Annotated in this window: 25 protein-coding genes and 2 tRNA genes; 20 read left to right on the forward strand and 7 right to left on the reverse strand. The window is 50.0% G+C overall.

What is annotated here, in order from left to right:
• Window positions 1–66 precede the first annotated feature (66 nt).
• Window positions 67–528, forward strand: a complete 462-nt coding sequence (locus tag KSO86_RS06965) for a hypothetical protein (RefSeq protein WP_216379354.1) — start codon at window positions 67–69, stop codon at window positions 526–528.
• Between the two features lie 160 nt (window positions 529–688).
• Here KSO86_RS06965 and KSO86_RS06970 read toward each other — a convergent pair whose 3' ends face one another.
• Window positions 689–1162 carry a pyrophosphohydrolase domain-containing protein gene (locus tag KSO86_RS06970; RefSeq protein WP_216379353.1) on the reverse strand — a complete coding sequence of 158 codons (474 nt, stop codon included), beginning with the start codon at window positions 1160–1162 and terminating at the stop codon, window positions 689–691.
• Window positions 1163–1342: 180 nt separating this feature from the next.
• Here KSO86_RS06970 and KSO86_RS06975 point away from each other — a divergent pair.
• From KSO86_RS06975 to KSO86_RS06985, 3 genes are all read left to right on the forward strand, one after another.
• Window positions 1343–1427 (forward strand) — tRNA-Leu (locus tag KSO86_RS06975).
• An 89-nt stretch (window positions 1428–1516) separates the two neighbouring features.
• On the forward strand, window positions 1517–2389 hold the full coding sequence (locus tag KSO86_RS06980; RefSeq protein WP_216379352.1) for a shikimate dehydrogenase family protein: 873 nt from the start codon (window positions 1517–1519) through the stop codon (window positions 2387–2389).
• Between the two features lie 37 nt (window positions 2390–2426).
• Window positions 2427–2783, forward strand: coding sequence for a hypothetical protein (locus KSO86_RS06985; RefSeq protein ID WP_216379351.1), 357 nt, complete (start codon window positions 2427–2429; stop codon window positions 2781–2783).
• 67 nt (window positions 2784–2850) lie between these two features.
• Here KSO86_RS06985 and KSO86_RS06990 read toward each other — a convergent pair whose 3' ends face one another.
• On the reverse strand, window positions 2851–3792 hold the full coding sequence (locus KSO86_RS06990) for an aldo/keto reductase (protein ID WP_216379350.1): 942 nt from the start codon (window positions 3790–3792) through the stop codon (window positions 2851–2853).
• A gap of 46 nt (window positions 3793–3838) precedes the next feature.
• On the opposite strand from KSO86_RS06990, the gene KSO86_RS06995 reads away from it, so the two are divergent.
• Both KSO86_RS06995 and KSO86_RS07000 read left to right on the forward strand, forming a co-directional pair.
• Window positions 3839–4681 (forward strand): undecaprenyl-diphosphate phosphatase, encoded by an 843-nt coding sequence (locus KSO86_RS06995; protein WP_216379349.1) that lies wholly within the window; start codon window positions 3839–3841, stop codon window positions 4679–4681.
• A 10-nt stretch (window positions 4682–4691) separates the two neighbouring features.
• Window positions 4692–5351: an HAD family hydrolase gene (locus KSO86_RS07000; RefSeq protein WP_216379348.1), complete on the forward strand. Its 660-nt coding sequence runs from the start codon at window positions 4692–4694 to the stop codon at window positions 5349–5351.
• On the opposite strand, the gene KSO86_RS07005 is transcribed toward KSO86_RS07000, so the two are convergent.
• Complete coding sequence (locus KSO86_RS07005) at window positions 5284–6159, reverse strand: RecB family exonuclease (protein WP_216379347.1); 876 nt, start codon at window positions 6157–6159, stop codon at window positions 5284–5286. The genes KSO86_RS07000 and KSO86_RS07005 overlap by 68 nt on opposite strands.
• An 83-nt stretch (window positions 6160–6242) precedes the next feature.
• Entirely contained in the window at window positions 6243–6497 is a 255-nt protein-coding gene (locus tag KSO86_RS07010; RefSeq protein WP_216379346.1) for a hypothetical protein, read from the reverse strand.
• A gap of 120 nt (window positions 6498–6617) precedes the next feature.
• Between KSO86_RS07010 and KSO86_RS07015 the strand changes: the two genes are divergently transcribed.
• From KSO86_RS07015 to KSO86_RS07060, 10 genes are all read left to right on the forward strand, one after another.
• Window positions 6618–7703, forward strand: coding sequence for a tRNA (adenine-N1)-methyltransferase (locus KSO86_RS07015; RefSeq protein ID WP_216379345.1), 1086 nt, complete (start codon window positions 6618–6620; stop codon window positions 7701–7703).
• 8 nt (window positions 7704–7711) lie between these two features.
• The gene (gene arc, locus KSO86_RS07020; protein WP_216379344.1) at window positions 7712–9235 is read left to right on the forward strand and encodes a proteasome ATPase; all 1524 of its coding nucleotides are present in this window, start codon (window positions 7712–7714) and stop codon (window positions 9233–9235) included.
• A 13-nt stretch (window positions 9236–9248) separates the two neighbouring features.
• Complete coding sequence (dop, locus tag KSO86_RS07025; protein WP_216379343.1) at window positions 9249–10775, forward strand: depupylase/deamidase Dop; 1527 nt, start codon at window positions 9249–9251, stop codon at window positions 10773–10775.
• A 15-nt stretch (window positions 10776–10790) separates the two neighbouring features.
• The gene (locus KSO86_RS07030) at window positions 10791–10970 is read left to right on the forward strand and encodes a ubiquitin-like protein Pup (RefSeq protein ID WP_216379342.1); all 180 of its coding nucleotides are present in this window, start codon (window positions 10791–10793) and stop codon (window positions 10968–10970) included.
• A complete protein-coding gene (locus tag KSO86_RS07035) occupies window positions 10967–12337 on the forward strand; it encodes a proteasome accessory factor PafA2 family protein (protein WP_366493608.1) in 1371 nt (456 codons plus the stop codon). The genes KSO86_RS07030 and KSO86_RS07035 overlap by 4 nt, the downstream gene beginning before the upstream one ends.
• Entirely contained in the window at window positions 12334–13203 is an 870-nt protein-coding gene (locus KSO86_RS07040; RefSeq protein WP_216379341.1) for an FKBP-type peptidyl-prolyl cis-trans isomerase, read from the forward strand. Before KSO86_RS07035 ends, KSO86_RS07040 begins: the two co-directional genes overlap by 4 nt.
• Before the next feature lie 45 nt (window positions 13204–13248).
• A complete protein-coding gene (lgt, locus tag KSO86_RS07045) occupies window positions 13249–14112 on the forward strand; it encodes a prolipoprotein diacylglyceryl transferase (RefSeq protein ID WP_366493605.1) in 864 nt (287 codons plus the stop codon).
• Window positions 14113–14122: 10 nt separating this feature from the next.
• Window positions 14123–15544, forward strand: a complete 1422-nt coding sequence (pyk, locus tag KSO86_RS07050; protein ID WP_216379339.1) for a pyruvate kinase — start codon at window positions 14123–14125, stop codon at window positions 15542–15544.
• A gap of 82 nt (window positions 15545–15626) precedes the next feature.
• Window positions 15627–15708 (forward strand) — tRNA-Leu (locus KSO86_RS07055).
• Between the two features lie 81 nt (window positions 15709–15789).
• Window positions 15790–16407: an ANTAR domain-containing response regulator gene (locus KSO86_RS07060; RefSeq protein ID WP_216379392.1), complete on the forward strand. Its 618-nt coding sequence runs from the start codon at window positions 15790–15792 to the stop codon at window positions 16405–16407.
• On the opposite strand, the gene KSO86_RS07065 is transcribed toward KSO86_RS07060, so the two are convergent.
• Window positions 16385–16786 carry a PaaI family thioesterase gene (locus KSO86_RS07065; RefSeq protein ID WP_216379338.1) on the reverse strand — a complete coding sequence of 134 codons (402 nt, stop codon included), beginning with the start codon at window positions 16784–16786 and terminating at the stop codon, window positions 16385–16387. The two genes, KSO86_RS07060 and KSO86_RS07065, sit on opposite strands and share 23 nt — an antisense overlap.
• 56 nt (window positions 16787–16842) lie before the next feature.
• Here KSO86_RS07065 and polA point away from each other — a divergent pair, with 56 nt between their 5' ends.
• On the forward strand, window positions 16843–19542 hold the full coding sequence (gene polA, locus KSO86_RS07070) for a DNA polymerase I (protein WP_216379337.1): 2700 nt from the start codon (window positions 16843–16845) through the stop codon (window positions 19540–19542).
• On the opposite strand, the gene KSO86_RS07075 is transcribed toward polA, so the two are convergent.
• The gene (locus KSO86_RS07075) at window positions 19539–20333 is read right to left on the reverse strand and encodes a class I SAM-dependent methyltransferase (protein ID WP_216379336.1); all 795 of its coding nucleotides are present in this window, start codon (window positions 20331–20333) and stop codon (window positions 19539–19541) included. The two genes, polA and KSO86_RS07075, sit on opposite strands and share 4 nt — an antisense overlap.
• A 169-nt stretch (window positions 20334–20502) precedes the next feature.
• On the opposite strand from KSO86_RS07075, the gene rpsA reads away from it, so the two are divergent.
• Window positions 20503–21975 carry a 30S ribosomal protein S1 gene (gene rpsA / locus KSO86_RS07080; RefSeq protein ID WP_216379335.1) on the forward strand — a complete coding sequence of 491 codons (1473 nt, stop codon included), beginning with the start codon at window positions 20503–20505 and terminating at the stop codon, window positions 21973–21975.
• 96 nt (window positions 21976–22071) lie between these two features.
• Here the strand turns inward: rpsA and KSO86_RS07085 are convergent, their stop codons facing one another.
• Entirely contained in the window at window positions 22072–22368 is a 297-nt protein-coding gene (locus tag KSO86_RS07085) for a hypothetical protein (RefSeq protein WP_216379334.1), read from the reverse strand.
• Between the two features lie 227 nt (window positions 22369–22595).
• Between KSO86_RS07085 and KSO86_RS07090 the strand changes: the two genes are divergently transcribed.
• A complete protein-coding gene (locus KSO86_RS07090) occupies window positions 22596–22808 on the forward strand; it encodes a hypothetical protein (protein WP_216379333.1) in 213 nt (70 codons plus the stop codon).
• 110 nt (window positions 22809–22918) lie between these two features.
• Window positions 22919–23764: a dephospho-CoA kinase gene (gene coaE, locus KSO86_RS07095; RefSeq protein ID WP_216379332.1), complete on the forward strand. Its 846-nt coding sequence runs from the start codon at window positions 22919–22921 to the stop codon at window positions 23762–23764.
• Window positions 23765–23796: the final 32 nt, after the last annotated feature.

The raw sequence follows: 23796 nt of genomic DNA on the forward strand, positions 1-23796 counted from the left end.
TATACTCAAACAGTAAAAGGTGAACTCACACGATAAGATAAAAGCTGTTCAGGAAGGGCAGGAAACATGGGGAAATTTAAAAAGCTCATTCGTGTTGCAGCGGTTGTTGGCCCAACGGTTGTGAAGCTGGTTCAAACATACGGGCCACAGATTCGTCAATTGATAAACTCTAATCCGGAATATTTCAATGTTTTTAAACAACGATTAGGCGTTTTGGCCTCAAGTAATGGTCGAGCTCTTAAACACTTGGCGGATCGAGTAGACGTCCTTCGCGAACAAGCTGCTTACCTATACGGGGCTGCGAATAAGGTTGATACCGCCCAACAGGCTGCACAGTGGCGCGATGAATTAGAAAACATTGCCAAAGCAATTCCTGTTCTCCATCAGCTTGATCGTAGTAAACGCAAGAAAACACGTAAAAATCTGGAACAACATGTCGATGATCTTGCGTACAAGATTGTGCAGGCAACACTTGAGGATGATATCGAAGACGCAGAAATCGTCACCGATACTAAGCGAGACGAGTAGACCGCAATCGTTAAACAAAGCTGTACTCTGTACCGGTTTAGATAAGTTGGGATCAAGATTCAGTCCTATGCAATGACACTGCATAGGACTGAATTATCTTGAGTTTGTTTACACTCCGGCGTATCAGATAGCGAATCTTGTACGCTTACGCGGAGGCCTGTTAGCTTTCAAATCCAAGTGCTCTAGCGATGCGTGGCGGAAAATAGTCTGGTCCTTTCAGTACTTTCCCGTCTTCTCGGAAGATAGGCTCGCCATCGGCCCCAAGTTTAGACAAATTTGATGCTTGAATTTCTTCGAGTACTTTAGGCAACGGAATACCTAGTTCGAGGGCCATACCGTAGATGACGTAAACGAGATCGCCAAGAGCGTCTGCAACTTCGATTGTGTCACGGGACAGATCATCGTGGGACTGAGCGCATGCCCAAGCGCTTTCAATATCGGAGCGAGCTTGCTTCCCATAAACGGCACCTACTAATTCACTAAATTCTTCGGCGATCAAAGCCAAGCGCATATGCACGCGTTCACGATCTGCATTTGGTGCGTCATCAACGATTGGAAGATGATAAACCTCGTGGAACTGCCGAACGAGGTCTTCTGGTCGGTGTGGATCTGGCATTAGGTTTTTAGAAGTCATACATCAACCTTATATGTACTCCCAGATTTTCGCTAACAAGGTCAAAAGTGGAACCAAAAGCGGATAGTATTTCAGATCACACCAAAAATAGCATCGATATTTTGCATCTTGGCTCTGGGAATGATAAATTTTAATCCGTCGCTTGAGGCAAGGCTTCTTGGAGCTGAGTTTCAACCACCTGCGCGGGTGGCGGAATAGGCAGACGCGCTAGCTTGAGGTGCTAGTCCACGTATAGTGGGTGGGGGTTCAAGTCCCCCTCCGCGCACAGACAAGGTCTCATCTGATTTTTCGGATGAGACCTTTTCATTATCCCGTTAGCATTGCTAATCATTGTATACAAAGTGAGGCTTGTCCGTGGATATCAAACTTGGCCTTATTGGGGATCCAATCTCGCATTCGTTATCGCCAGCTATTCATTCGCGTTCGCTATTAACTCTTGGCATTCACGCCTCATATCAGCTGCTGCCATTTGGGCGTTCTGAACTCGCAGCAACGTTGGATCGACTAGCTGACGATGGGTATACCGGAATTAACGTAACAATGCCGTATAAACGTGATGTCATCGAGTATCTTGATGTTATAACTCCATCGGCTGCGTTGGCTCAGTCGGTCAACACGATTCTGTTTGATCAGGATAAAAAGATTGGACATTCGACTGACGGTATGGGAATGCTCTATCCGTTGATAAAGGCAGGTTATGATCTTAGTGCAGCGAGCGTTGCGGTAATCGGTTCTGGGGGAGCTGGCACAGCAGTTGTTCTGGCGGCAGCAGAATACGGGGCAGGCGCGATTACACTCCTTAACCGGGAAGGCGCTGGGCTGCGTAGAGCTCGCGAACTGGCTGATCGTATTGCTAGTCAGCAACCGCAACTTGCGACCCCTCAAATAGACGTGTGTTCTATGGTCTCCCCAACGGCTCAGGATGTTATTTCTCGAAGCGATATCGTATTGAACTGTACATCAGTTGGTATGGCGCCGGCACATACAGGGGTTTCTCCTATCCCGCATGATTGGATTCGTAGCAACCATGTTGTTGCAGACGCGGTCTACTTTCCACGTCGTACTCAGCTAGTCCAAGATGCACTGACTGTACAAGCTACCGTCTTTGACGGGGTACACATGCTGGTGTCGCAAGCACTTCTTGCCGAAGAATTTTGGCTCGGAAGGAAGCTTTCGGCTACACATTTCAATCACATCATGGATGAATCTGAGCATTTTTCTCATTGAGGTTTGTTATTTGAGTGAAGAGAGATAGGCTTAACGTATGGCTACTGATCCACGTCTTGCTTTCGAAAAACTGCGGTTAGCTCTTGATGAGTTCCACGCTGCTGCTGTCACCTATCGGGATGCCGATGCACCTGAGGTTATGCGTTATGCTAATAGACTTGCAGACGCGTACATCATGTATGACGATTCGTTGTTCACCCATTATGGTATTGAAGCGCCGTTTGATACTTTCGATGAAGACGATTTCTATGACGACGACTTAGATGACGTGGACGATGACGATGATTTTGACGACGACGATTTCGATGATGAGGAAGACGATTTCGACGACGACGATGACGACCTTGATGACTACGACGAAGACGATGAGGACGATGAGGACGAAGAATTGTAACTCTTCGTTAATATAAAATTCTTAACCATGTGCGGGAGCTAAAATCTGAGGCTCCCGCACATGTGTTTTATGCAGTAACTTCGCTCAAAACATCAGCAACCTGTGCTGGGAGCGGACTTAGATCTAATGCCAGAAGCTGATCGAACTGTGCCACTGTGCGGGCACCTGACAGAACGCTTGCCACATGCTTTTGCGCTAGCAGCCACGCCAACGACACATCTGATGGGGTTCGCCCAAGACCATCAGCTGCCTTAACGACAGCTTCAACTAGACGTCGCGATTCGGCATCAAGATAGCGGTCTACTGTTGCCGATAGATGCTCAGTAGCTGCCCGCGAGGTGGCCGGAATTGTCCGGCGGTACTTTCCAGTTAATACTCCGCCAGCCAGCGGTGATTGAGCAATGATGCCGAGCCCAAAGGCGTTGGCAACAGCCGTGACATCTTCTTCTATCACGCGGTTGAGCAAGGAGTAATCAGCATTGATGCTCGTGAGCTCCGGAAGGTGCATGTCGGTAAGGTACTGGCTTATACGGGCAATCTCCCAAGCTGGATGGTTAGCTAATCCAAGATATCGGGTTTTCCCGTCGCACACCATAGAGGCTAAGGTATCGATGACTTCTCGGAATGGAACATCCGGAGCCGGAGCAGCCAAAGACACGATATCAACGTGGTCGGTACCAAGCTCGCTGAGGACGTGGTCTAAGGATCGTAGTAGGCCGCTACGCGAAGGATCATGATTAACACGGCCGTCTTCTATTGCTAGACCGAGGTGTACGGAGATTATGACGTCGTCGCGATCAATATTTCCCTGAAGTATGTGCCCAAGTACGCTAACGGCGAGTCCTTCGCCGTAGAGAGGGGAGATGTCAATAAGATTGCCCCCGGCATCCAGCAATGCTTGGGACATCAGCGCTGCGTCGTCGTATTCGGTGTCTCGTCCCCAGGTAAGAGTGCCGAGCCCGATGTGGCCTACGTGTAATCCAGAAAGTCCAACCTTGTTCTTCTTCACATGTGTCAGCCTAATAGACTTTCGTGGCGAGCGGTAATGTTGACACGTGGGTATTTTTGAAGCAATTATTTTAGGTATCGTGCAGGGGCTGACAGAGTTCTTGCCAATTTCGTCCTCTGCGCACTTGCGTATCGTCGGCGATTTGTTCCCCGGCCTTGGCGATCCAGGGGTTACGTTTACTGCGGTGACTCAAATCGGAACCGAAACCGCAGTCATTCTATATTTCTGGAAAGATATTGTCCGCTTTATTAGCGCGTGGTTCCAAGCCTTGCCGTTCGGCCCGTGGAAAAACAGAGTCGCACGGACACATCCAGATGTCCGGCTAGGGTGGATCGTCATTTTAGGAACGATGCCGATTGTTGTTTTAGGCCTGTTGCTGGAAGATGCGATTGACTCAGTTTTCCGAAATATGTATCTTACTGCGTTGATGCTGGCCCTATTTGCCTTATTCCTAGGACTTGCTGATCGATTCTCCAAACGACGGCTTGCTTTAACAGATATGTCGTTGCGTGACGGAATCGTCTTGGGCTTTGCACAAGCCATGGCGCTTGTCCCCGGCGTATCACGCTCTGGTGGAACCATTACAGTCGGTTTGCTTTTGGGGTACACCCGCAGTGCTGCTGCGAGAGTTTCGTTCTTGCTTGCCATTCCAGCGATTCTTGGTTCTGGTTTTTATCGTCTTTTTTCCGACGACGGAACCGGCCCGCAAGTCTCCGCAATGCCGTTACTGATCGCAACGGTAACTGCGTTCGCAGTGGGATATGCTGTCATCGTATGGTTCTTACGGCTTGTTGAAACAAACTCGTATATGCCGTTCGTCGTTTATCGGCTAGTGTTGTCAGGGGCTGTGGTTGTTCTCCTCAGCCAAGGTTTACTGCACGTCTACTAAGGAGAACCAGATGGGTGTTGCTGCCGCGTTATTCGATATGGATGGGACGCTGACAGATTCGGAGATTCTCTGGTTTGAGGCAGAAAAAGCCGTTTTTGCTCGGTATGGAAAATCGTGGAATGATGGTGACCAAAATGATCTTATTGGGCGCGCAATCGAGGATTCTTGCCGACTGTTAGTATCACGCTTAAATTTACCGTTGACACCAGCGGAACTTGCTCCACTTTTGGTAGATGAAGTTATTCATCAAGCAAAAACTCGCGGAATGCCGTGGCGCCCTGGCGCCCGTGAACTCATCGATGAATGTGTACAGGCTGGGATCCCTACGGCTTTAGTGACATCGTCGTACGCTGATTTCGCCCAACTTACGTTAGACGCATGCCCAGATCTGACTGTTGCAGTAACCGGGGATGAGGTGCCTACTGGACGAGGTAAACCAGATCCATTGCCATACCGGTTGGCTGCAGAAAAACTTGGCGTCGATATTCGTGATTGCGTTGCTTTCGAAGATTCAGATCCGGGAATTCGTTCTGCTCATGCGTCGGGAGCGTTAACAGTAGCAATTCCATTCCAAGTTCCAATCCCACCACTGGATGGGTTGGTTATTGTAGATTCGCTGACTGATCTTTCGATTCCACGTTTGGAGAAGCTACTGGCTGCTCGGCAGTGAGTAGCTGCTTGATACCGGTCTCATCAATTGGTGGAGCAACATTTCCGAACGCCGGGCACAGCGACGAAAAATGGCACCAGTTACACAACGGACCCTTTTTCGCTTCGAAATGACCATCGTCGATCCGGCCACGGATTGCTGACCAAAGTTGGTTGAGCTCGTTCGTCGTCGTCGTGATATCCGCTTCGACTGGGTCATATGTCAGTACGCGACGATCTTTAAGGTAAAGCAATTGCGTGCGCAACGGCAGCGTGCCTTGCTCATAAAAAAGTGCGGTGGCATAGAAACGCATCTGGAAAATCGCGCCGTCTTGGAAGCGAGGAGCAGGGGACTTACCCGTCTTATAGTCCACAATGCGTAGTGCTCCGTTAGGTGCTTTGTCCAGCCGGTCAATAATTCCCCGGATTGCCAATCCAGACGGCAAGGTGGCATTAACGAACTGCTCGCGTCCGGCTGGCTGTAAGTATTGCGGATTCTCCAGCATAAAATAAGACGAAATAAGCGGTCGGGCAGATTCCAGCCATTGTGTCAGGTGTTCATGATCTTCAAAGAGCTCGGCATTTTCGGGAGACCGCTCCACGTGCGCTTCCCACGTAGGGATTAACGATTCTTGAGCAACCGCTTCGTGCCGTTCATCAGCCGGCCGGTCATATAAATGCTCCAAAACAGCATGCACGATCGTGCCACGTAACGCCTCACGTGACGGCGGCTCTGGCAGCTTATCAATAACGCGGAACCGGAATTTCAGGGGACAGGTACGAAAATCTGATGCCCGGGACGGAGAAATAGCAGCATGATGTGATGACATAACTGCCACTTTACCCGGTGACCCCCACATCATCAGGGCAACTCATAACTCCAAAAAGTTCTCACACCAGCGGCGATATGAAATTAACGCGCAAATTTTTTGGTGAGCGCGGTAAAAACGATTCCGACGAAACTGAACCCTAGCGAGTATGAAAAATAAACGAGTGCTCCGGTGAGCTTCTCGAATTCTGCCAGAGTTATGCCGTTTTCTGGTCCAAGTCGTGGATGCTGCGATACAAAAACATCCAACAAATAGACGTTATTAGCTGCGCCAACAAAGCATAGAAACGATATTGCGAAACACATAAACCCTAAGATTCGCATTACCTTGAATAACATTGTGTGCTCCCAAATTTATTGACGACATTTCCATAATATCAGACCTAGTGTGTAGCACGGCTAATGTATCCCACATTTTTGGCTCTGCCAGAAAGTTTTATTGTCACATAAGATGGAGTGGTGAATAATTATCCTCATCCTTTAGGCGCTGAGCGCCGCCGTGGTCCCTTTCGTGCTGGCGAACGTGTACAGCTGACCGATACCAAAAACCGGAAATACACCGTTATGCTCACGAAAGATGGGTATTTTCAGTCCCAGCGTGGAAGTTTTCGTCATTCTGAGCTGATCGGCAAGGAAGAAGGAACAGTTTTAGACACTGATTCTGGACATCGCTTACTAGCGCTTCGACCGCTGATCAATGATTATGTGTTGTCGATGCCGCGCGGAGCAACAGTTGTCTATCCAAAAGACGCAGGCCAGATCATTCAGCAGGCAGACGTTTTTCCAGGTGCACACGTGGTGGAGGCAGGTCTTGGTTCGGGGGCATTAGCACTGTCATTGCTCTCTGCCATTGGTATGGATGGGCATCTGACATCTGTGGAACGACGTGCTGAATTTGCCGAAATCGCACAAGCTAATGTGGAATCATGGTTCGGCCCGCAGCTACCACCGTGGGATGTCGTTTTAGGAGATCTCGACGACGTACTTGCCAGCATGGATGAAGGCAGTATCGATACTGTCGTACTCGACATGCTTGCGCCATGGGAGAACATTTCATCCGCAGCGCATGCTTTGCGCTCTGGCGGTGTCATTATTGGATATGTAGCTACGACTACCCAGATGTCTCGCTTCGTTGAAGATCTGCGCGCATCCGAATGCTTCACCGAACCGGAGTCCTCCGAAACAATGGTTCGCACATGGCATCTTGACGGTCTATCGGTACGCCCAGATCATCGCATGGTGGCGCATACTGGGTTCCTCGTTGTAGCACGGCGAATCGGACGCGACTCTGCGCCACTGGTTCCGACGAAACGCCCAGCTCCGGCTGCACATTCGGAACCTCTAGCTTGGGAAAGTGACGATTTTAAAGAACGAACTATTTCGGAGAAAAAGCTTCGTAAGGTTCGGCGCGATGTCGCACGGCGGGCAGATACCGAATTATCCGGAACCTCGCTTGCTGGGGACCATAGTGTGGCGATGCAAGCCAAGCTGGATGCAGAATCGCAAGCTCGTTTGGCCGCTAGGAAACAACAAGCTGACGACTAGAGAGATGTATGAGTACTCAAGAACCTGATCTACGCACGCTCGCTCAACAGAATCGTGAGCTGAGTAAAGCCTTAGGAAGCGCTCGAGACCGGATAAAAGAGCTAAGTAATCATCTCGAATCTTTGTCTAAACCGCCGAACACTGTTGCGGTGTTTATATCTGCTAACGTCTCGCAACACACTGCTCTCGTTTTCCAGTCCGGAAAGCGAATCGAAGTTACTGCAGCGGCGTGGATTTCGTTTGATAATATTCGTCCTGGGCAAAATGTTTTGCTCAATGAACGTCAAGTTATTGTTGGTGTGGGCTCATATGGCAAGGTAGGGCAGGCCGTAACAATTGACCATCTGATTGGCACGGATCGGGTTTCTGTTACTGCAGCTGGTGGCGAAAGCCGGATTGTTCAGCTTGCCGGGCGTTTGCTCGAGCAAGGTGTGCGCGTTGGCGATCTCGTCCTCGCAGATCCCACATCTGGTTTTGCTCTCGAAAAACTTGATCGTGCGGATGTATCCCACTTGTTGTTAGAAGAAACTCCAGATGTTTCGTATTCCGATATTGGTGGATTGGCTTCCCAAATTGAGCAACTACGGGACGCTATTGAGCTACCATTCCGCTACCCAGAGCTTTACCGCGAACACGGTTTGAAGCCACCTAAAGGAGTCCTTCTTTATGGTCCTCCTGGAGTTGGCAAAACGTTAATTGCGCGTGCAGTAGCGACCTCGTTATCTCGAATGTTTGGCGAAGACAGCGCGTATTTCCTCAATATTAAAGGCCCACAGTTGCTCGATAAGTACGTTGGACAAACCGAGCGGCAGATTAGGGAGATTTTCGATAGAGCACGTCAAAAAGCTACCAGTGGAATACCGGTGGTGATCTTTTTTGATGAAATGGAAGCGTTGTTCCGCACCCGCGGATCGGGTATTTCGTCCGACGTCGAAACGACTATCGTTCCGCAACTATTAGCTGAAATCGACGGTGTGGAAGCACTCGATAACGTCATTATTATCGGTGCGTCTAATCGTGAAGACATGATTGACCCAGCTATCTTGCGTCCCGGGCGTTTGGATGTAAAAATTCATATTTCGCGTCCTACCTACAATGACGCAATCGATATCTTGGGGAAGTATTTAGTTCCCACGGTCCCGATTCATGAGTCAGAACTTGCCCAGTATGGGTCTGTGGAAGCAGCAATCGCCGGAATGATTCGGGCAACTGTGGATAACTTATGGCATGAGGGTCCGCAAAACGCGTATGTTGATGTTACCTATCAAGATGGCACGAGCGAAACACTGTATGCCCACCATTTGGTTTCTGGTGCTATGTTGGCAGCTATTGTTGAGCGTGCCAAAACGTTTGCTATTAAAGATGTTTTGGCAACAGGCGAAAAAGGAGTACGAACTGAACATCTGCTTAGGGCAGTGCGTGCTGACCTCGCTGAGAATGAGACTCTAGCCCACGTGGATAATCCCCGCGAATGGGCACGAGTACATGATCGGCACGATGTTGTGGCGGTACACCGCCTACGGCAAGCGTAACAATGGAGATTTTATGACGATTAAACGCATCGTTGGTCTGGAAACGGAATTTGGCATTCTTGATGCCGATGCTACTATTCAAGATCCATTCAAGCTCAGTGCTGACATCGTTGATGCCTACGTCAGAGAATCCGGACAGCCAGTTGCGGCGTGGGATTTTTACTCAGAAGATCCACTCAATGACGCACGTGGTTTTCGAGTTGGCCCGCACGTGGTTCGCCCTGACCAACTGACAAATAATCCGGTTCCGCCACTGTCAACTCTGCCTTCTCATGTTGCCGCAACGAATACAGCAGTGAGCAATGGCGGGCGTTGGTATGTTGACCATGCGCATCCAGAGTATTCTAGTCCCGAAGTTACGAATCCTTATGATGCGGTGCTATGGGACCGAGCTGGGGAAGAGATCGCTCGTCGTGCGATGTCGTTGTTGTCTCGTCGTGGCCGCCATATCGTTATGTATAAAAATAATGTGGATGGTAAAGGCGCAGCGTATGGGAGCCACGAAAACTATCTGGTAGATCGTAACGTACCTTTTAACGACATCATCCGCTATCTCACGCCGTTCTTTGTGTCTCGCCCAATCCTATGCGGAACTGGCCGGGTCGGTCTGGGACAAAGTTCGCAAGGCGTCGGCTTTCAGATCTCGCAACGAGCCGATTATGTAGAAAACGCAGTCGGGCTGGAAACAACGTATAACCGGCCGATTATTAATACCCGCGATGAGCCACATGCGCCGTCGACCAAATACCGTAGACTTCATGTTATCGGTGGTGACGCCAACCAGTTTGATTACTCCACCTTGTTGAAGATTGGTACGACTAATCTTGTTTTGTGGATGCTTGAGCAAGACGCAATGCCACTTGATCTCGAGGCGTTAGTGTTATTTGAACCGGTTGCGGCGACTTGGGAAATCTCTCATGACCCCACATTACGCAGAGCGGTTGATATGCACGATGGTTCAACGCGAACTGGACTAGATATCCAAGAAATATATCTTGATGCCGTTCGAACAACATTAGAACGATGCGGAATTGCTGATCAAGAAACGAATCAATTTATTAAGTTATGGCAAGACACTATAGATACCTTGAGGCGGGATCTTTTTGTGGCAGCTTCTCGTGTTGAATGGGTAGCGAAGTACCGTATGCTCGACCGCATGCGGGTTCGTCGTCAGCTGGCTTGGGATGCAGACCAGCTACGCGCATTCGATCTCCAATGGCATGATTTGCGACCGGACGTATCGATTGTCAACCGTCTTGATGCGGCTGGGCAAGTCGATCGGTTGTTTGATCACGACGACGTTCTCCGAGCAATGCACACAGCACCTGTTGATACCAGAGCATTCTTCCGTAGCGAGTTGCTAAAACATTATGGTTCCGATGTTCTTACGCTGGGATGGACATCAGCACAACTGGCCACTTCTGCGGGCTCGCAGCGATTGAACTTTAACGAGCCGCAGTATCCGAACCAGCACCAGATCCGCGATTTCTTTACCTCGCCGCGAAGTGCTATGTCTACTATTGATACGTTTACTATGTGATCTCGAGGAGTAACAATGAGCGAACAAGAATTTATCCGTCCCCAAACTGAGTCAGTAACCGAGGACAACGTCTTTGCTGGACAGAGTGAAGCCGCCCCTTTTGATGTCGATGCATTATTAGATGATATTGACGATATCCTCGAAACAAATGCCTCGGCTTTTGTCCAAGGTTTTGTACAAAAGGGCGGCCAGTGAATCGGCGTATTATCGGCCTTGAGACAGAGTACGGATTGGCGTGTTCAGACTCTCAAGGCGCCCATGTTAATATAGATCCGAGCGAGATTGCTCGAAGTCTTTTCGCCGATATGCAACAGGCTTCCGGTGCTACATCAGCATTTTTAACTAACGGTGGTCGGTTATATCTAGATGTCGGCGATCATCCAGAATATGCGACGGCAGAGTGCCAGCACATTATCGATCTTGCAAGCCAAAATCGTGCTGGCGATCAACTCCTGCGGGATATGGCGGACAAAGCTTCCGCTACCTTGGGCTGTCATATCCACCTATTTAAGAATAACGTTGATACAGCTTCACATTCGTACGGATGTCATGAAAATTATCTGGTTCGACGACGGCGCGATTTTCTTGATCGGCTAGCAGAGCTAGTTCCGTTTTTCGTTACACGCCAGCTGCTAGTTGGTGCCGGCTATGTTCATCGTGAACCGGGCACAGTACGTTTTGAAGTTTCTCAGCGTGCCCGTCATATGCACAATTCCATTTCGACATCGTCCACTCGTACCCGACCAATGATTAACACTCGTGATGAACCGCATGCAGATGCAGATAAATATCGCCGGATGCATGTGATCGTCGGGGATTCAAACATGAGTGATACGACTACTTTGCTGAAAACCGGAATGACTCATGCAGTGCTCAATGTCATGGAAGATGGTGTTCGGCTACCAGCATTTTCGTTGGCAGATCCAATGCAAGCAATCAGAAGTGTTGCCCAAGATTTGTCTGGAAATATTTTGCTACCGTTGGCTGACGGCTCTACGATTCGTGCCATCGATATTCAACGAAAGATATTCGATACTGTTCTTGAGCACTATACTCGTCAGGGATGGCTCGCTGGTCTCGATGAAACCACACGGTATGTTTTTGACTTATGGGGCCGTGCTCTTGATGCGTTTGCAACGAGTAACTTTTCAACGGTGCACACTGAAATCGAGTGGATTGCGAAATACGAACTGATCACTCGCTATCGCCACCGGCATAACGTTGCCCTCAGTGACGATCGAATTACTCGTCTTGAACTGGCGTGGCACGATATCTCTGCAGGCGGACTACGCGACAGATTAGAACAGATAGGGATTCTCGCACGTCGAACTACACCCTCGATGATTCGAAGTGCTCTCGATTGGGCACCGAATGATTCGCGGGCGTCTATTCGTGCAAAGTTTATTCAGGCTGCACAGCGTCATCATCGCGACTATGCAGTCGATTGGGGACTGGTGCGTTTGTTTAACGATGGAAGCGGAACGACGATATCTTTGACCGATCCGTTTGCCCCGGAAAATGGAGCTGTTGACTCATTAATCGAATCTATGGAGAAGCAATGAACAAGGTGTTAGCTGCGGCGATGGCAGTTGTGGCATTCTTCGTCGGCATAGGCATATCAACAATGTGGTGGCGGTCGAGCAACGATGTGCCAGAATTTTCAATGCACGTTGAAGGGAACTTTGGTGCCGCAGTCACGGTGACGACGACGGGACATCCAACTACTGAAAAGCAGTCAATTAAAGAATTGATCAGTGGCGACGGTCGCACGATTAGAGCTGATGAGCAAGTCCTTATGCGTGCGACAAAGTTTAATGCCCAGGGTGACGAATGGTCACAGGTCGCCGACTTACCCACGATAGTTAGTGGCGTTGCAACCTCCGAATCAGTAGGAAAGTTAGCCGACGTCGTCGTCGGTAAAAAAGAAGGATCGCGACTGGCCGTCGTCCGTCCCGTAGATGGGCGAGTGTCAATCACCATCGTCGATATTTTGCCATCACGAATTATAGGTGAGCCGCAATCGCAAAAAACTGATGTTCAAGTACCTGATGTGACTGCGACTGAAGATGGAATTCCAGTTGTGGGAACAATGGACGGTGCGATTGACAATGTTAAAGTAACGCCCGTTATCGCAGGATCTGGTGCTCAAGTATCAGAGGACGACGTCGTTTATGCAAATTATATATTGGCGAAAACCGATGGAACCGAAATTGAAAATACTTTTACCAACGGCAATCCACCAGCGTATATTGCTGTCAACGAGGTCTTCGCAGGCTTACAAGCTGGGTTGGTAGACCAACGTGTCGGTTCGCGAATTGCTGTTGCTGTCCCGTCTGCGCAGGCGCAGGGGGATTCCGATGTTGTTATAGTGATTGACATTTTGGCACTCGCTGATAAACAACCCACTAGTAAATCGACGAATGTGTGACTATATGATTATCCTGTCATGCTCTCGAAATTCAAAGGAGAACCTGTGCTAACCTCGATTCCTTCGCCTCCGCAGTCAGTGTGGATGCTTGGTCCTATCCCGATTCGTGCCTATGCGATGTTTATCCTTGCTGGGATCCTCATCGCGTGGTATCTGGGTGACAAAAGATATGTCAAAAAGGGCGGACCGGAAAATGTCTCTGAAGATGTTGCTATGTGGGTGGTTTTAGCGGGAATTCTTGGTGCTCGAACCTATCACGTCATTACCTCCCCAGCCGCCTACTTCGGTGAACACGGGGATTGGACGAAAATCTTTCGAATCTGGGAAGGTGGGCTCGGGATTTGGGGAGCTGTTCTGTTTGGTTCAGTCGCTGCCTGGCTCGTGTTACGTCGTAAGAATTTGCGATTCGGTCCATTTGCGGATGCCTTTATTCCAGGAGTTATGCTCGCGCAGGCGATCGGGCGCCTCGGAAATTATTTCAACCAAGAGCTCTTCGGCGCGCCTACAGATCTGCCATGGGGGCTTGAGATAGACAGCGCGCATCTGCCTGCCGGATACGCACCGGGGACAACGTTCCATCCAACATTTTTGTATGAACTGCTGTGGTGTCTGGCCGGATTCTTTGTTCTGTTGGCAGCGGAACGAAAGTTTAGGCTTCGCGGGGGAGAGCTCCTTGCGCTTTACATTGTGATTTACACCTTGGGGCGCGTATGGATCGAGGCGTTACGAATCGATGATGCCACCTTGATTTTAGGTCTGCGGCTCAATATTTGGACCTCTATCATCGTGTGCTTGGGCGGAATAATTGCATTAGTGTGGCGCAAGCGAGTACTCGCGGCACAACCAGAAAATGCAGATATTTTTCTCGGTAAAGAACAAGGGACAGACGAACCGAAAGTAATCAGGTAGGATTAGGGTTATGCGTAAAGCCAAGATTGTATGTACTTTAGGTCCGGCGGTTAACTCCAAGGACCAAATTCTCGAACTCGTAAAAGCAGGTATGAATGTAGCCCGCATCAATGCTTCTCACGGTTCTCACGAAGAACATGAGGAACGAATTGATTGGGTGCGTCAAGCCTCTGAAGAATTGCGTAAACCTGTCGCAGTTCTTGTTGATCTTCAAGGGCCAAAGATCCGCTTGGGTCGTTTTGCTGAAGGTCCGGTTCTTCTCGAAAGTGGAGATATCTTCACTATCACAACAGACGATATTCTGGGAGACAAAGATCGGGTATCTACTACATTTAAGGGTCTGCCGGGAGATTGCTCTGAAGGTGACCTGATTTTGATTGATGACGGCAAGGTGCAAGTGCGCGTACTGTCTGTAGAAGGATCCGATGTGCGCACTCAGGTGTTGGTTGGCGGCACAGTGTCCAACAACAAGGGCGTTAACCTTCCTGGAGTAGCTGTCTCGGTTCCGGCCTTGTCTGAAAAGGATAAGGAAGATCTCGAGTGGGGCCTTGAATACGGTGCAGACCTCATTGCATTGTCTTTCGTGCGTTCACCGAAGGATATTGAGGATGTCCATGAGGTTATGGATCGCGTAGGACGTCGCATCCCAGTCATTGCAAAGATTGAAAAGCCACAGGCTGTGAGCGTTCTCGAAGACATCGTGCGCGCATTCGACGGCCTGATGGTTGCTCGTGGTGACTTGGGTGTGGAACTGCCACTCCAGCAGGTTCCTATTGTGCAAAAGCGAGCAATTACGATTGCTCGTCGTAATGCTAAGCCAGTTATCGTGGCAACTCAGGTGCTTGAGTCCATGATTTCTTCACCAACGCCAACCCGTGCAGAGACCTCTGACTGTGCAAACGCCATTCTTGACGGTGCTGATGCAGTTATGCTCTCTGGCGAGACATCCGTCGGCAAGTATCCGATTATGTGTGTCCAGACGATGGCTTCTATTATTGAATACACCGAGGAACACGGCATTGAGTCCATTCCACGGATCGCTAATTTGCACCGTACTCGAAATGGCGTTATCACGAAGTCTGCGATGGATATTGGTGAAGCTATCGGCGTGAAATTTATCGCGGTGTTTACTTCGTCAGGTCAAACTGCACGGCGTATGTCCCGATTGCGTGGCCGTATTCCGCTCGTCGTGTTTACCGATAATGAAGAAGTTCAGCGTCAATTGGCGCTATCTTGGGGTCTAGAGACGCTCACGCTATCGCAAGTTTCGTCGACGGACGAAATGGTGGATCAAGTGGATGACGTCCTGCACAAGGAAGGCTTCGCTGTTGACGGTGATCGAGTGGTTATCGTATCCGGTATGCCACCGGGGGTCGTTGGCTCTACTAACACAATCCGGATCCATAAGATGGGTGAGACGCGCCGTCGATAGGAAATTGGATTTTGTGATTCTTACCGTGTTCGTGTAAGATCGCAGGGCAGCGATAATTCGTGTAGAATCATTGTTGTCCAACGCTCCTGTGGTGGAATTGGCAGACACACAGCACTCAAAATGCTGCGCCGAAAGGCATGAGGGTTCGAGTCCCTCCGGGAGCACTTTTATTTGCGTGAAGGCGCGCAACTAGGCGTTTCATTGTTAACAGTTTGTTTGCCAAGGAGGCAGCCGTGGAACCAGTAATAGATAATTCTCAGTTTGAGGATTTAGAACAAGGTACTAATCCACGCGAAGTCCGCGCCATTGTTGTGGAAGACGAAACACTGATCCGGTTGGATATCGTCGAAACATTACGCGAAGCAGGTTTCGACGTCGTTGCTGAAGGCTCAAACGGAGAAGAAGCAATCGCGTTGGCTGCTGAACACGAACCTGATTTGATGGTCATGGACGTAAAAATGCCTGGTCTCGATGGCGTTTCCGCTGCAGAGAAAATCTTGGCTAAGCAACGATGTGCAATTGTCATGCTAACCGCTTTTTCCCAAAAAGAAATCGTGGATCGGGCACGAGACGCTGGTGCGATGGCGTTCCTGGTCAAGCCATTTAGCCCGCATGATCTGTTACCAGCGATCGAGATTGCGCTATCGCGTCACCAAGAGATCGTCTCACTTGAAGCAGAAGTTTCTTCATTAGCTGAGCAGTTTGAGACTCGCAAGCGCATTGATCGTGCCAAGGGTCTGTTGCAAGACAAAATGGGCTTGACAGAGCCAGAAGCCTTCCGTTGGATACAAAAGACATCTATGAATCGCCGGCTCACTATGCGTGAGGTTGCCGACGCTGTTATTGACCAGGTTGGCGAATAAACACACACGTCATTCGGCCAGTTGCAGTAAGCATATTGTTGGCATCGTAGATATCTACCTGTGCAACTAGTGTCTTTTTTGTCAGCTTGATAACCTGCGCATGGGCTTGCGCGGATGCTGTTGTATTCGGTGCTAGTTGCGAGATATTTAATTCTGTTCCGACTGCGATGTGTTCCGCGGGTGCGTTGAGCTGAGCGAGGCGCGATGCGGCATCTTCAACCAAGAACGCATTAGCTCCACCATGTAACACGCCAAAGGGCTGAGTGTTTCCCACAACAGGTAGTGTTTCAATAACTTCTTGTTTAGTGGCAGTTGTGATAACTGCGCCTAGCCGGCCGGCAAGTTCGTCGTCGTGAATTTCGGTAACAGAATTGATCATGGTGACAAGTCTACCTGTTAGAAGAAACTGTCGGTATAACCCGGTAGGCTTAGTACGTGACTAAAAATACGATGCTTCTTCTCGACGGCCATTCAATGGCGTTCCGTTCCTTCTTCGCGTTGCCGGCAGATTCGTTCCGAACCGCGCAAGGCCAATACACTAACGCAGTTCATGGCTTCGTTAATACGCTTCTGCGTCTTATTCATGACTATCAGCCAACTCATATCGCGGTGGCTTTTGATCTACCAGGCGGAACATTCCGTACCCGAGAATATGGTGAGTACAAAGGCGGACGGGCAAAAACTCCAGAAGAGTTCAAAGGGCAAATCGGGGTAATCCAAGAAGTGCTCGACGTGATGGGTATTTCGTGGTTCACCTATGAGGACTATGAAGCAGACGATATCGTTGCTACGCTTTCAGCACGCGCCGAAGAGGCTGGCATGCGAATCTATATCGCGTCCGGGGATAAAGATTCATATCAGCTGGTGACAGACCAAACCTCGGTGGTCTATCCGATGCCGCGTTCACAAATGCTTCTACTTGACCCCGATGGTGTTGCCGAGCGTAGCGGTGTAAGACCTGAACGGTATTCTGATTTAGCGGCGTTAGTTGGAGAAAAAGCAGATAATCTGCCGGGAGTTCCTGGAGTTGGGCCGAAGACGGCAGCAAAGTGGCTGGCGCAGTATGGCGATTTAGCAGGTTTGCTAGAACACGCTGATGAAATTAAAGGAAAAGCTGGACAAGCTTTGCGTGATCACAGTAACGATGTACGGCGCAACCGCCGGCTCAACCAACTGATTCGCGATCTTGATCTGGTCACCGATATTGACACGCTTAAACCACGTGGAGTTGACCGAACCGCGTTGCACGAGTTGTTCGATACGCTTGATTTTACAACAGTGCGTACGCGTGTTTTGCAAGAGCTACCAGCCCGCAATGGCTCGGATGAAACGAACGATACGAGTGAACCATCAGTTCGCGACGTGCACGTTGTGAGTGAATCAATGGCCGAGTTTGCACAGGCTCACAGCGCCCCGTATTCGATTGTGATTGACGGCAACGGAAAGCCCGGCGAAGGTAACGTCAGCCGGTTTGCGCTCGGAGCTGGAGATGGCTACGTTTTTGTGGGCGATGTTGCAACGCTGTCTGATGATGATTCGCGCGTGTTGGGCCAGATTTTAGAAGACCCGGAGATTGCGGTATTTGGCCACGGTATGAAAGCGCAGATTCACGCATGGGCTGCCGAAGGCTATGCGCTTAGTGGAATTTCGGCAGACACCGAAATTGATGCCTACCTCTTGCATCCGGATCAACGCTCATATGATTTTGCAGAACTCGTCCAGCGCTATCTGGCTATCGATCTCACAGGTAGCGCCACCGATACCTTAGGTATCGGCCTTGACGGTGAGCTTGTTGGAGATGATATTGGCCGGCGAGCCATTGCGCTCCACGATCTCCGCGATGCATTTAGCAGCGAACTTGATCTTCATCATGCTAGCGAAACGCTCGTGGAAATGGAGCTACGGGTAACAGAGGTGTTAGCCCGGATGGAACAGCGCGGAGTTGACGTTGATGTTGACCAGCTCGATATTTTGCACAGCGATTTTGACAGTAAAGTGAATAATGCTGCCGAGCGAGCATGGGATGCTATCGGAGACAATTCGGTGAATCTGTCTAGCCCCAAACAGCTACAGGCCGTGTTGTTTGATCAGCTGAACCTACCAAAGACGAAGAAAACGAAGTCCGGCTACACCACGAATGCGGATGCGTTGGCCGGTTTGTTGGCCAAAATTAGTCTGCGTGAAGACGATCAGGCTATTGCCGGACAAGAGTTTTTGACGGCACTGCTTGATCATCGAGACGCCATCAAGCTACGTCAATCGGTTGAAGGGCTCCAGCGCTCTGTCCAACCAGATCGCCGTATTCGCACTACTTATCAGCAGACCGTGGCAGCAACTGGCAGGCTGTCGTCCACTGACCCGAATTTACAAAATATTCATGCCCGTACCGAAGAAGGCCAACGAATTCGGGAAGTGTTTGTCCCCGGTGCTGGATTCGACTACTTGATGACGGCGGACTATTCGCAGATTGAAATGCGCTTGATGGCTCATCTTTCAGGTGACCAAGAATTAATTGATGCCTTTAATCATGGTGCCGATCTGCACCGGTATGTTGCTGGACGCGTCTATGGGGTAGCGGAAACTGATGTTACGTCGGCCCAACGGTCAAAGATCAAGGCGATGTCGTACGGGCTAGTCTATGGTCTATCGGCTTTTGGCTTGTCTGCACAGCTAAAGATTCCGGTACCAGAAGCACAAAACCTGATGGATGGATATTTTTCTCGGTTCGGACGGGTCAAAGAGTATCTTGATGGATTAGTGGCCCAAGCGCGGAAAGATGGGTATACCGAAACCATTATGGGTCGCCGGCGCTATTTGCCGGAGCTTTCGTCTGCTAATCGTCAGGTACGTGAATCTGCCGAACGTATGGCGCTGAATGCACCTATCCAAGGCTCGGCTGCCGATATCATCAAGATCGCTATGCTCAATGTGGAAGCAGAATTAGCTCGTGCTGGTTTGTCCTCACGAGTACTCCTTCAGGTGCATGACGAACTCGTGCTGGAGGTTGTTGCTGCGGAAGCTGAAGCCGTCGAAAGCATCGTGCGTAAGGAGATGGGTGATGCGTGGCCAGGACTCTCTGTACCTTTATCGGTAGGAGTAGGTATCGGCCGGAACTGGCGCGCTGCGGCTCACTAAGAACGCGGCTTACGCGCCCGAACCATAAGCGTCCCGGGGATAATAGGGGAGCGCTCTGGCCCCCATCCGCCCCAGATCACTGTGCGACCGGCTGGCCATGGGGGCTCGAATAGCTCATCTATGGTGAACCCGGATTCGATCAATGAGTTGATGTGGTCAGCTAATGTATGGTGAAATTCGGCGTATTCAAGGCTCTTGTGTGAGCGTTCAATGTAGGGAGTGCGATCAAAATATGAGTTCACTGCGGTTAGACCGGTAGCTGTTGGATCGTCAGGAAACATCCATCGGGTTGGGTGAAGCGCTGAGTATACCCACAACCCGCCGGGACGCAAAACCCGATAGATCTCTTGGTGTACTTCGTTAAGGTGAGGAACGAACGGCAAAACTCCGAAACTGGTGAAGACGACGTCGTAACTATCATCTGAATACGGTAGGTGACGTGCATCGGCTTGTTCTAAAGGAAAAGTTACGCCGTGGGTATCGTTGATCTCGCGTGCTTGATCGAGCATGCCCTGGGCTAAATCGGTGGCGACGACGTCGATACCCTTGCGCGCTAAATAACGTGAGCATTGTGCGGCGCCGGCACCAATTTCTAGGACGCGCTGGTTGCTCAGATCCCCAAGGAATTGAATATCAGCTTCGCGCAGGCCCTCTGGGCCCCAAATAAAATCTTCGTCGCCTAGGATAGACCCATGCTCTGCCAGGTATTCGCTAGCATTATCGGACCACCATTTTTCATTGGCAGCAATGGGATTGTCCAAGGCTGAAAGTTGATGATGTCCGTATTTCATGGCACGCCTTTCATGCTGTGGCGAATATGGCATAGCAACTCGCCGGTTATTTGTTGCAGTTTCGCGGTAAAACCCCGTAAACTGAGGGCTTGGTACATCTATGTGCATGCACATATGTGAACCAACTGTCCATATTAGTAACTATTATAAATTCGGAGTCACCAACTCTATGACCACGAACAACACTACTACCGAGGTTGCCATTAACGATATTGGTACCGAGGAAGAGCTTATTGCTGCCGTTGACGAAACCATCAAGTACTTTAACGATGGCGACATCGTCGAAGGCACCGTAGTTAAAGTCGATCGGGATGAAGTCCTGCTCGATATCGGCTACAAGACCGAAGGCGTTATTCCTTCAAAAGAACTGTCCATCAAGCACGATGTCGATCCTGATGATGTCGTCGAAGTTGGTGACAAGATCGAAGCCCTCGTCATCCAGAAGGAAGACAAAGAGGGTCGTTTAATTCTTTCCAAGAAGCGTGCACAGTACGAGCGCGCTTGGGCAAAGATCGAAGAAGTCAAGGAAGCCGACGGCGTCGTTACCGGTACCGTCATCGAAGTTGTCAAGGGTGGTCTCATCCTGGACATCGGCCTACGTGGCTTCCTGCCAGCATCTCTCGTTGAGATGCGTCGTGTGCGCGATCTTCAGCCATACATTGGCAAGGAAATCGAAGCTAAGATTATCGAGCTGGACAAGAACCGCAACAATGTTGTTCTTTCCCGTCGTTCTTGGCTTGAGCAGACTCAGTCTGAAGTCCGCTCTACCTTCCTCAACACCCTTCAGAAGGGCCAGGTTCGCGAAGGTGTTATTTCCTCCATCGTTAACTTCGGTGCATTCGTTGACCTTGGCGGCGTAGACGGCCTCGTTCACGTTTCTGAGCTTTCCTGGAAGCACATCGATCACCCATCAGAGGTTGTCGAAGTTGGTACTCCAGTGACTGTTGAAGTTCTCGAAGTCGATATGGATCGTGAGCGTGTTTCGCTCTCGCTCAAGGCTACCCAGGAAGATCCATGGCAGACCTTCGCACGTACCCACGCAATTAGCCAGGTCGTGCCAGGCAAGGTCACCAAGCTCGTTCCATTCGGCGCATTCGTTCGCGTCGAGGACGGCATCGAAGGCCTCGTTCACATTTCTGAGCTCGCACAGCGTCACGTTGATCTGCCAGAGCAGGTTGTCAAGGTAGGCGATGATGTCTTCGTTAAGGTGATCGATATTGATCTCGATCGTCGTCGCATCTCGCTCTCGCTCAAGCAGGCTAACGAAGGTGTGGATCCGAATTCGGAAGACTTCGATCCATCACTGTACGGCATGTCCGCTGAATACGATGAAGAGGGCAACTACAAGTACCCAGAAGGCTTCGATCCTGAGACCAACGAATGGCTCGAAGGCTACGAAGAGAACCAGGCTGCTTGGGAAGCAGAGTATGCTGCTGCTGAAGCTCGCTGGCAAGCACACAAGGCTCAGGTTGCTGCTGCAGCCGAAGCTGATGCTGCTGCCGCTGTTGCTACACCAGCTGCTACCTCAGAAACCGAAGAAGTTGCTCCAGCTAACTACTCGTCCTCGGACGCCGACGTTGCTGGCACTCTCGCTTCTGACGAAGCTCTTGCTGCTTTGCGCGACAAGCTCACCAATAACTGAGCATAGTGAGTTAGCTAAACTCACGAATTAGTTAATCTAAAGGCTGTGGCCCGAACGTAATTGTTCGGGCCACAGCCTTATTTCATGAGTATTATTTCATTCTTCTGTTCCGTAGAATACGTTGGTTGGTGGCATTCCAGGGCAGTCTTTTTGGACTTGTTCACCACCAGGATAGCGATCAAGACCTTCAAGGTACCCATCTGGTTGCCACGATATGCTATCTGGTGTGTGGAATAAGCTCACCCATGTTTGTTTACTGGTTTTATGAGACGTATCAACATTAATATTGTGGTCTGCTAAGCACGGTATAAAATATTGATCCCAATAATCATAAAGTAAAGACAGTTGATCTTCAGACCACTCAGTCAACAACGCCGGTTCTGGGGTGTACATAGCACGACATTCCAAGTCAGCAATTTGTAATGCTGATTCCTGGGACTGCGGATGAGGGTCAAATTGAATACAGCCAGTTAGTAGTGCGTGAGCTTTAAACCCGCGGTCGTTAAGACACTGCGCTACTGAACGATCATGATCATGATGGGTTTGTTCGAAACGAACAAGACCCGGATCGTTGAGCTGGCTCGGATCAGCACCTCCGATGTTTTGCGCTGATTTGTTTCGTGGTTCTACGTATCGTAGTCATCAGCTTTATCGGCATTGTTTCAGGCGTCAAACTCGGCTATACGGTGATGTATTTTGCACACACTCCGGTACCGCTCGACTTCGCACTTGCCAGCATTATATTGGCTCTATGCGCAGCCGCGGTAGCAGCAATTCCGCCCGCTATTTTTGCCGCATACCGTGACCCGGTACGAGTTATGCGCATGCCGTAACTGGCCGCGTTGAACATAGATAACTGGGCACAGATGCGCTAACCTAAATAGGTAACGAATTATTTGCGTTATTGAAAGGGGAGCGCGTTCGTAGCTGAACGTGCAAACATATGCTCAAACTTGCAGTCACGGGTGGTATCGCCTCAGGAAAGTCTACGCTGACGCACGTTTTCGCCACTCGTGGCGCAATGATTATCGACGCTGATCAGGTTGCCCGCGACGTCGTTGCACCTGGCAGTCAAGCCCTCGAACGAATCGGACAAACATTCGGACCGCATATTATGCGTGCGCATGGGCAGCTGGATCGTGGAGCTCTCGCTAACCTTGTTTTTAACGATTCACGGGCACGAGCTCAGCTTGATGCAATCATTCATCCTTATATCGCTCGTGAAGTTGCCACTCAGCTCCGTACCGCCCATCCCACACAAATCGTGGTTTATGATGTCCCACTATTAGTTGGTAGCGCAAATCAGTTTTCGTTCATGTCAACGATATCCATCCACACCCCAGATAGAGTTCGGATTTCGCGGATGGTGCAGCACCGTTCAATGACTATCGCGCAAGCTAAAAGCCGGATTAGTTCACAGCCAGGTGATATGGCTCGTACGGCGATTTCCGACGTCGTTATCACTAATACATCGCGTGAAGAAGATTTCGTGTCCCTCGCCGAGAATCTTTGGGATAACTGGGTTATTCCTTATGATTGGGCGTTAAGCCACGAGCGAGTAAGTGAGCCGACGACGCCCATCGAGCATGTGGTTTTCCGATCTGATACTCACCTGCAAGCTACTCGGTTACGAGACGCTGGGTGTGACGTCGTTGAAATACAAGGAACGCATATCAAACTACGGGCTAATCCGGGTGCAGACACCTTACTTGACGCTGGTTGGATCCTCACCGGCGCCCGTCAAGCAGCCACGGCAAACCCGGCACAGCACTATACGTTAAACTGGTAACGCTCCTAGCGATAGACCTCAAACCTTGAGGG

The sequence above is a fragment of the Arcanobacterium phocae genome, from assembly GCF_018913465.1.
Lineage (GTDB): Bacteria > Actinomycetota > Actinomycetes > Actinomycetales > Actinomycetaceae > Arcanobacterium > Arcanobacterium phocae_A.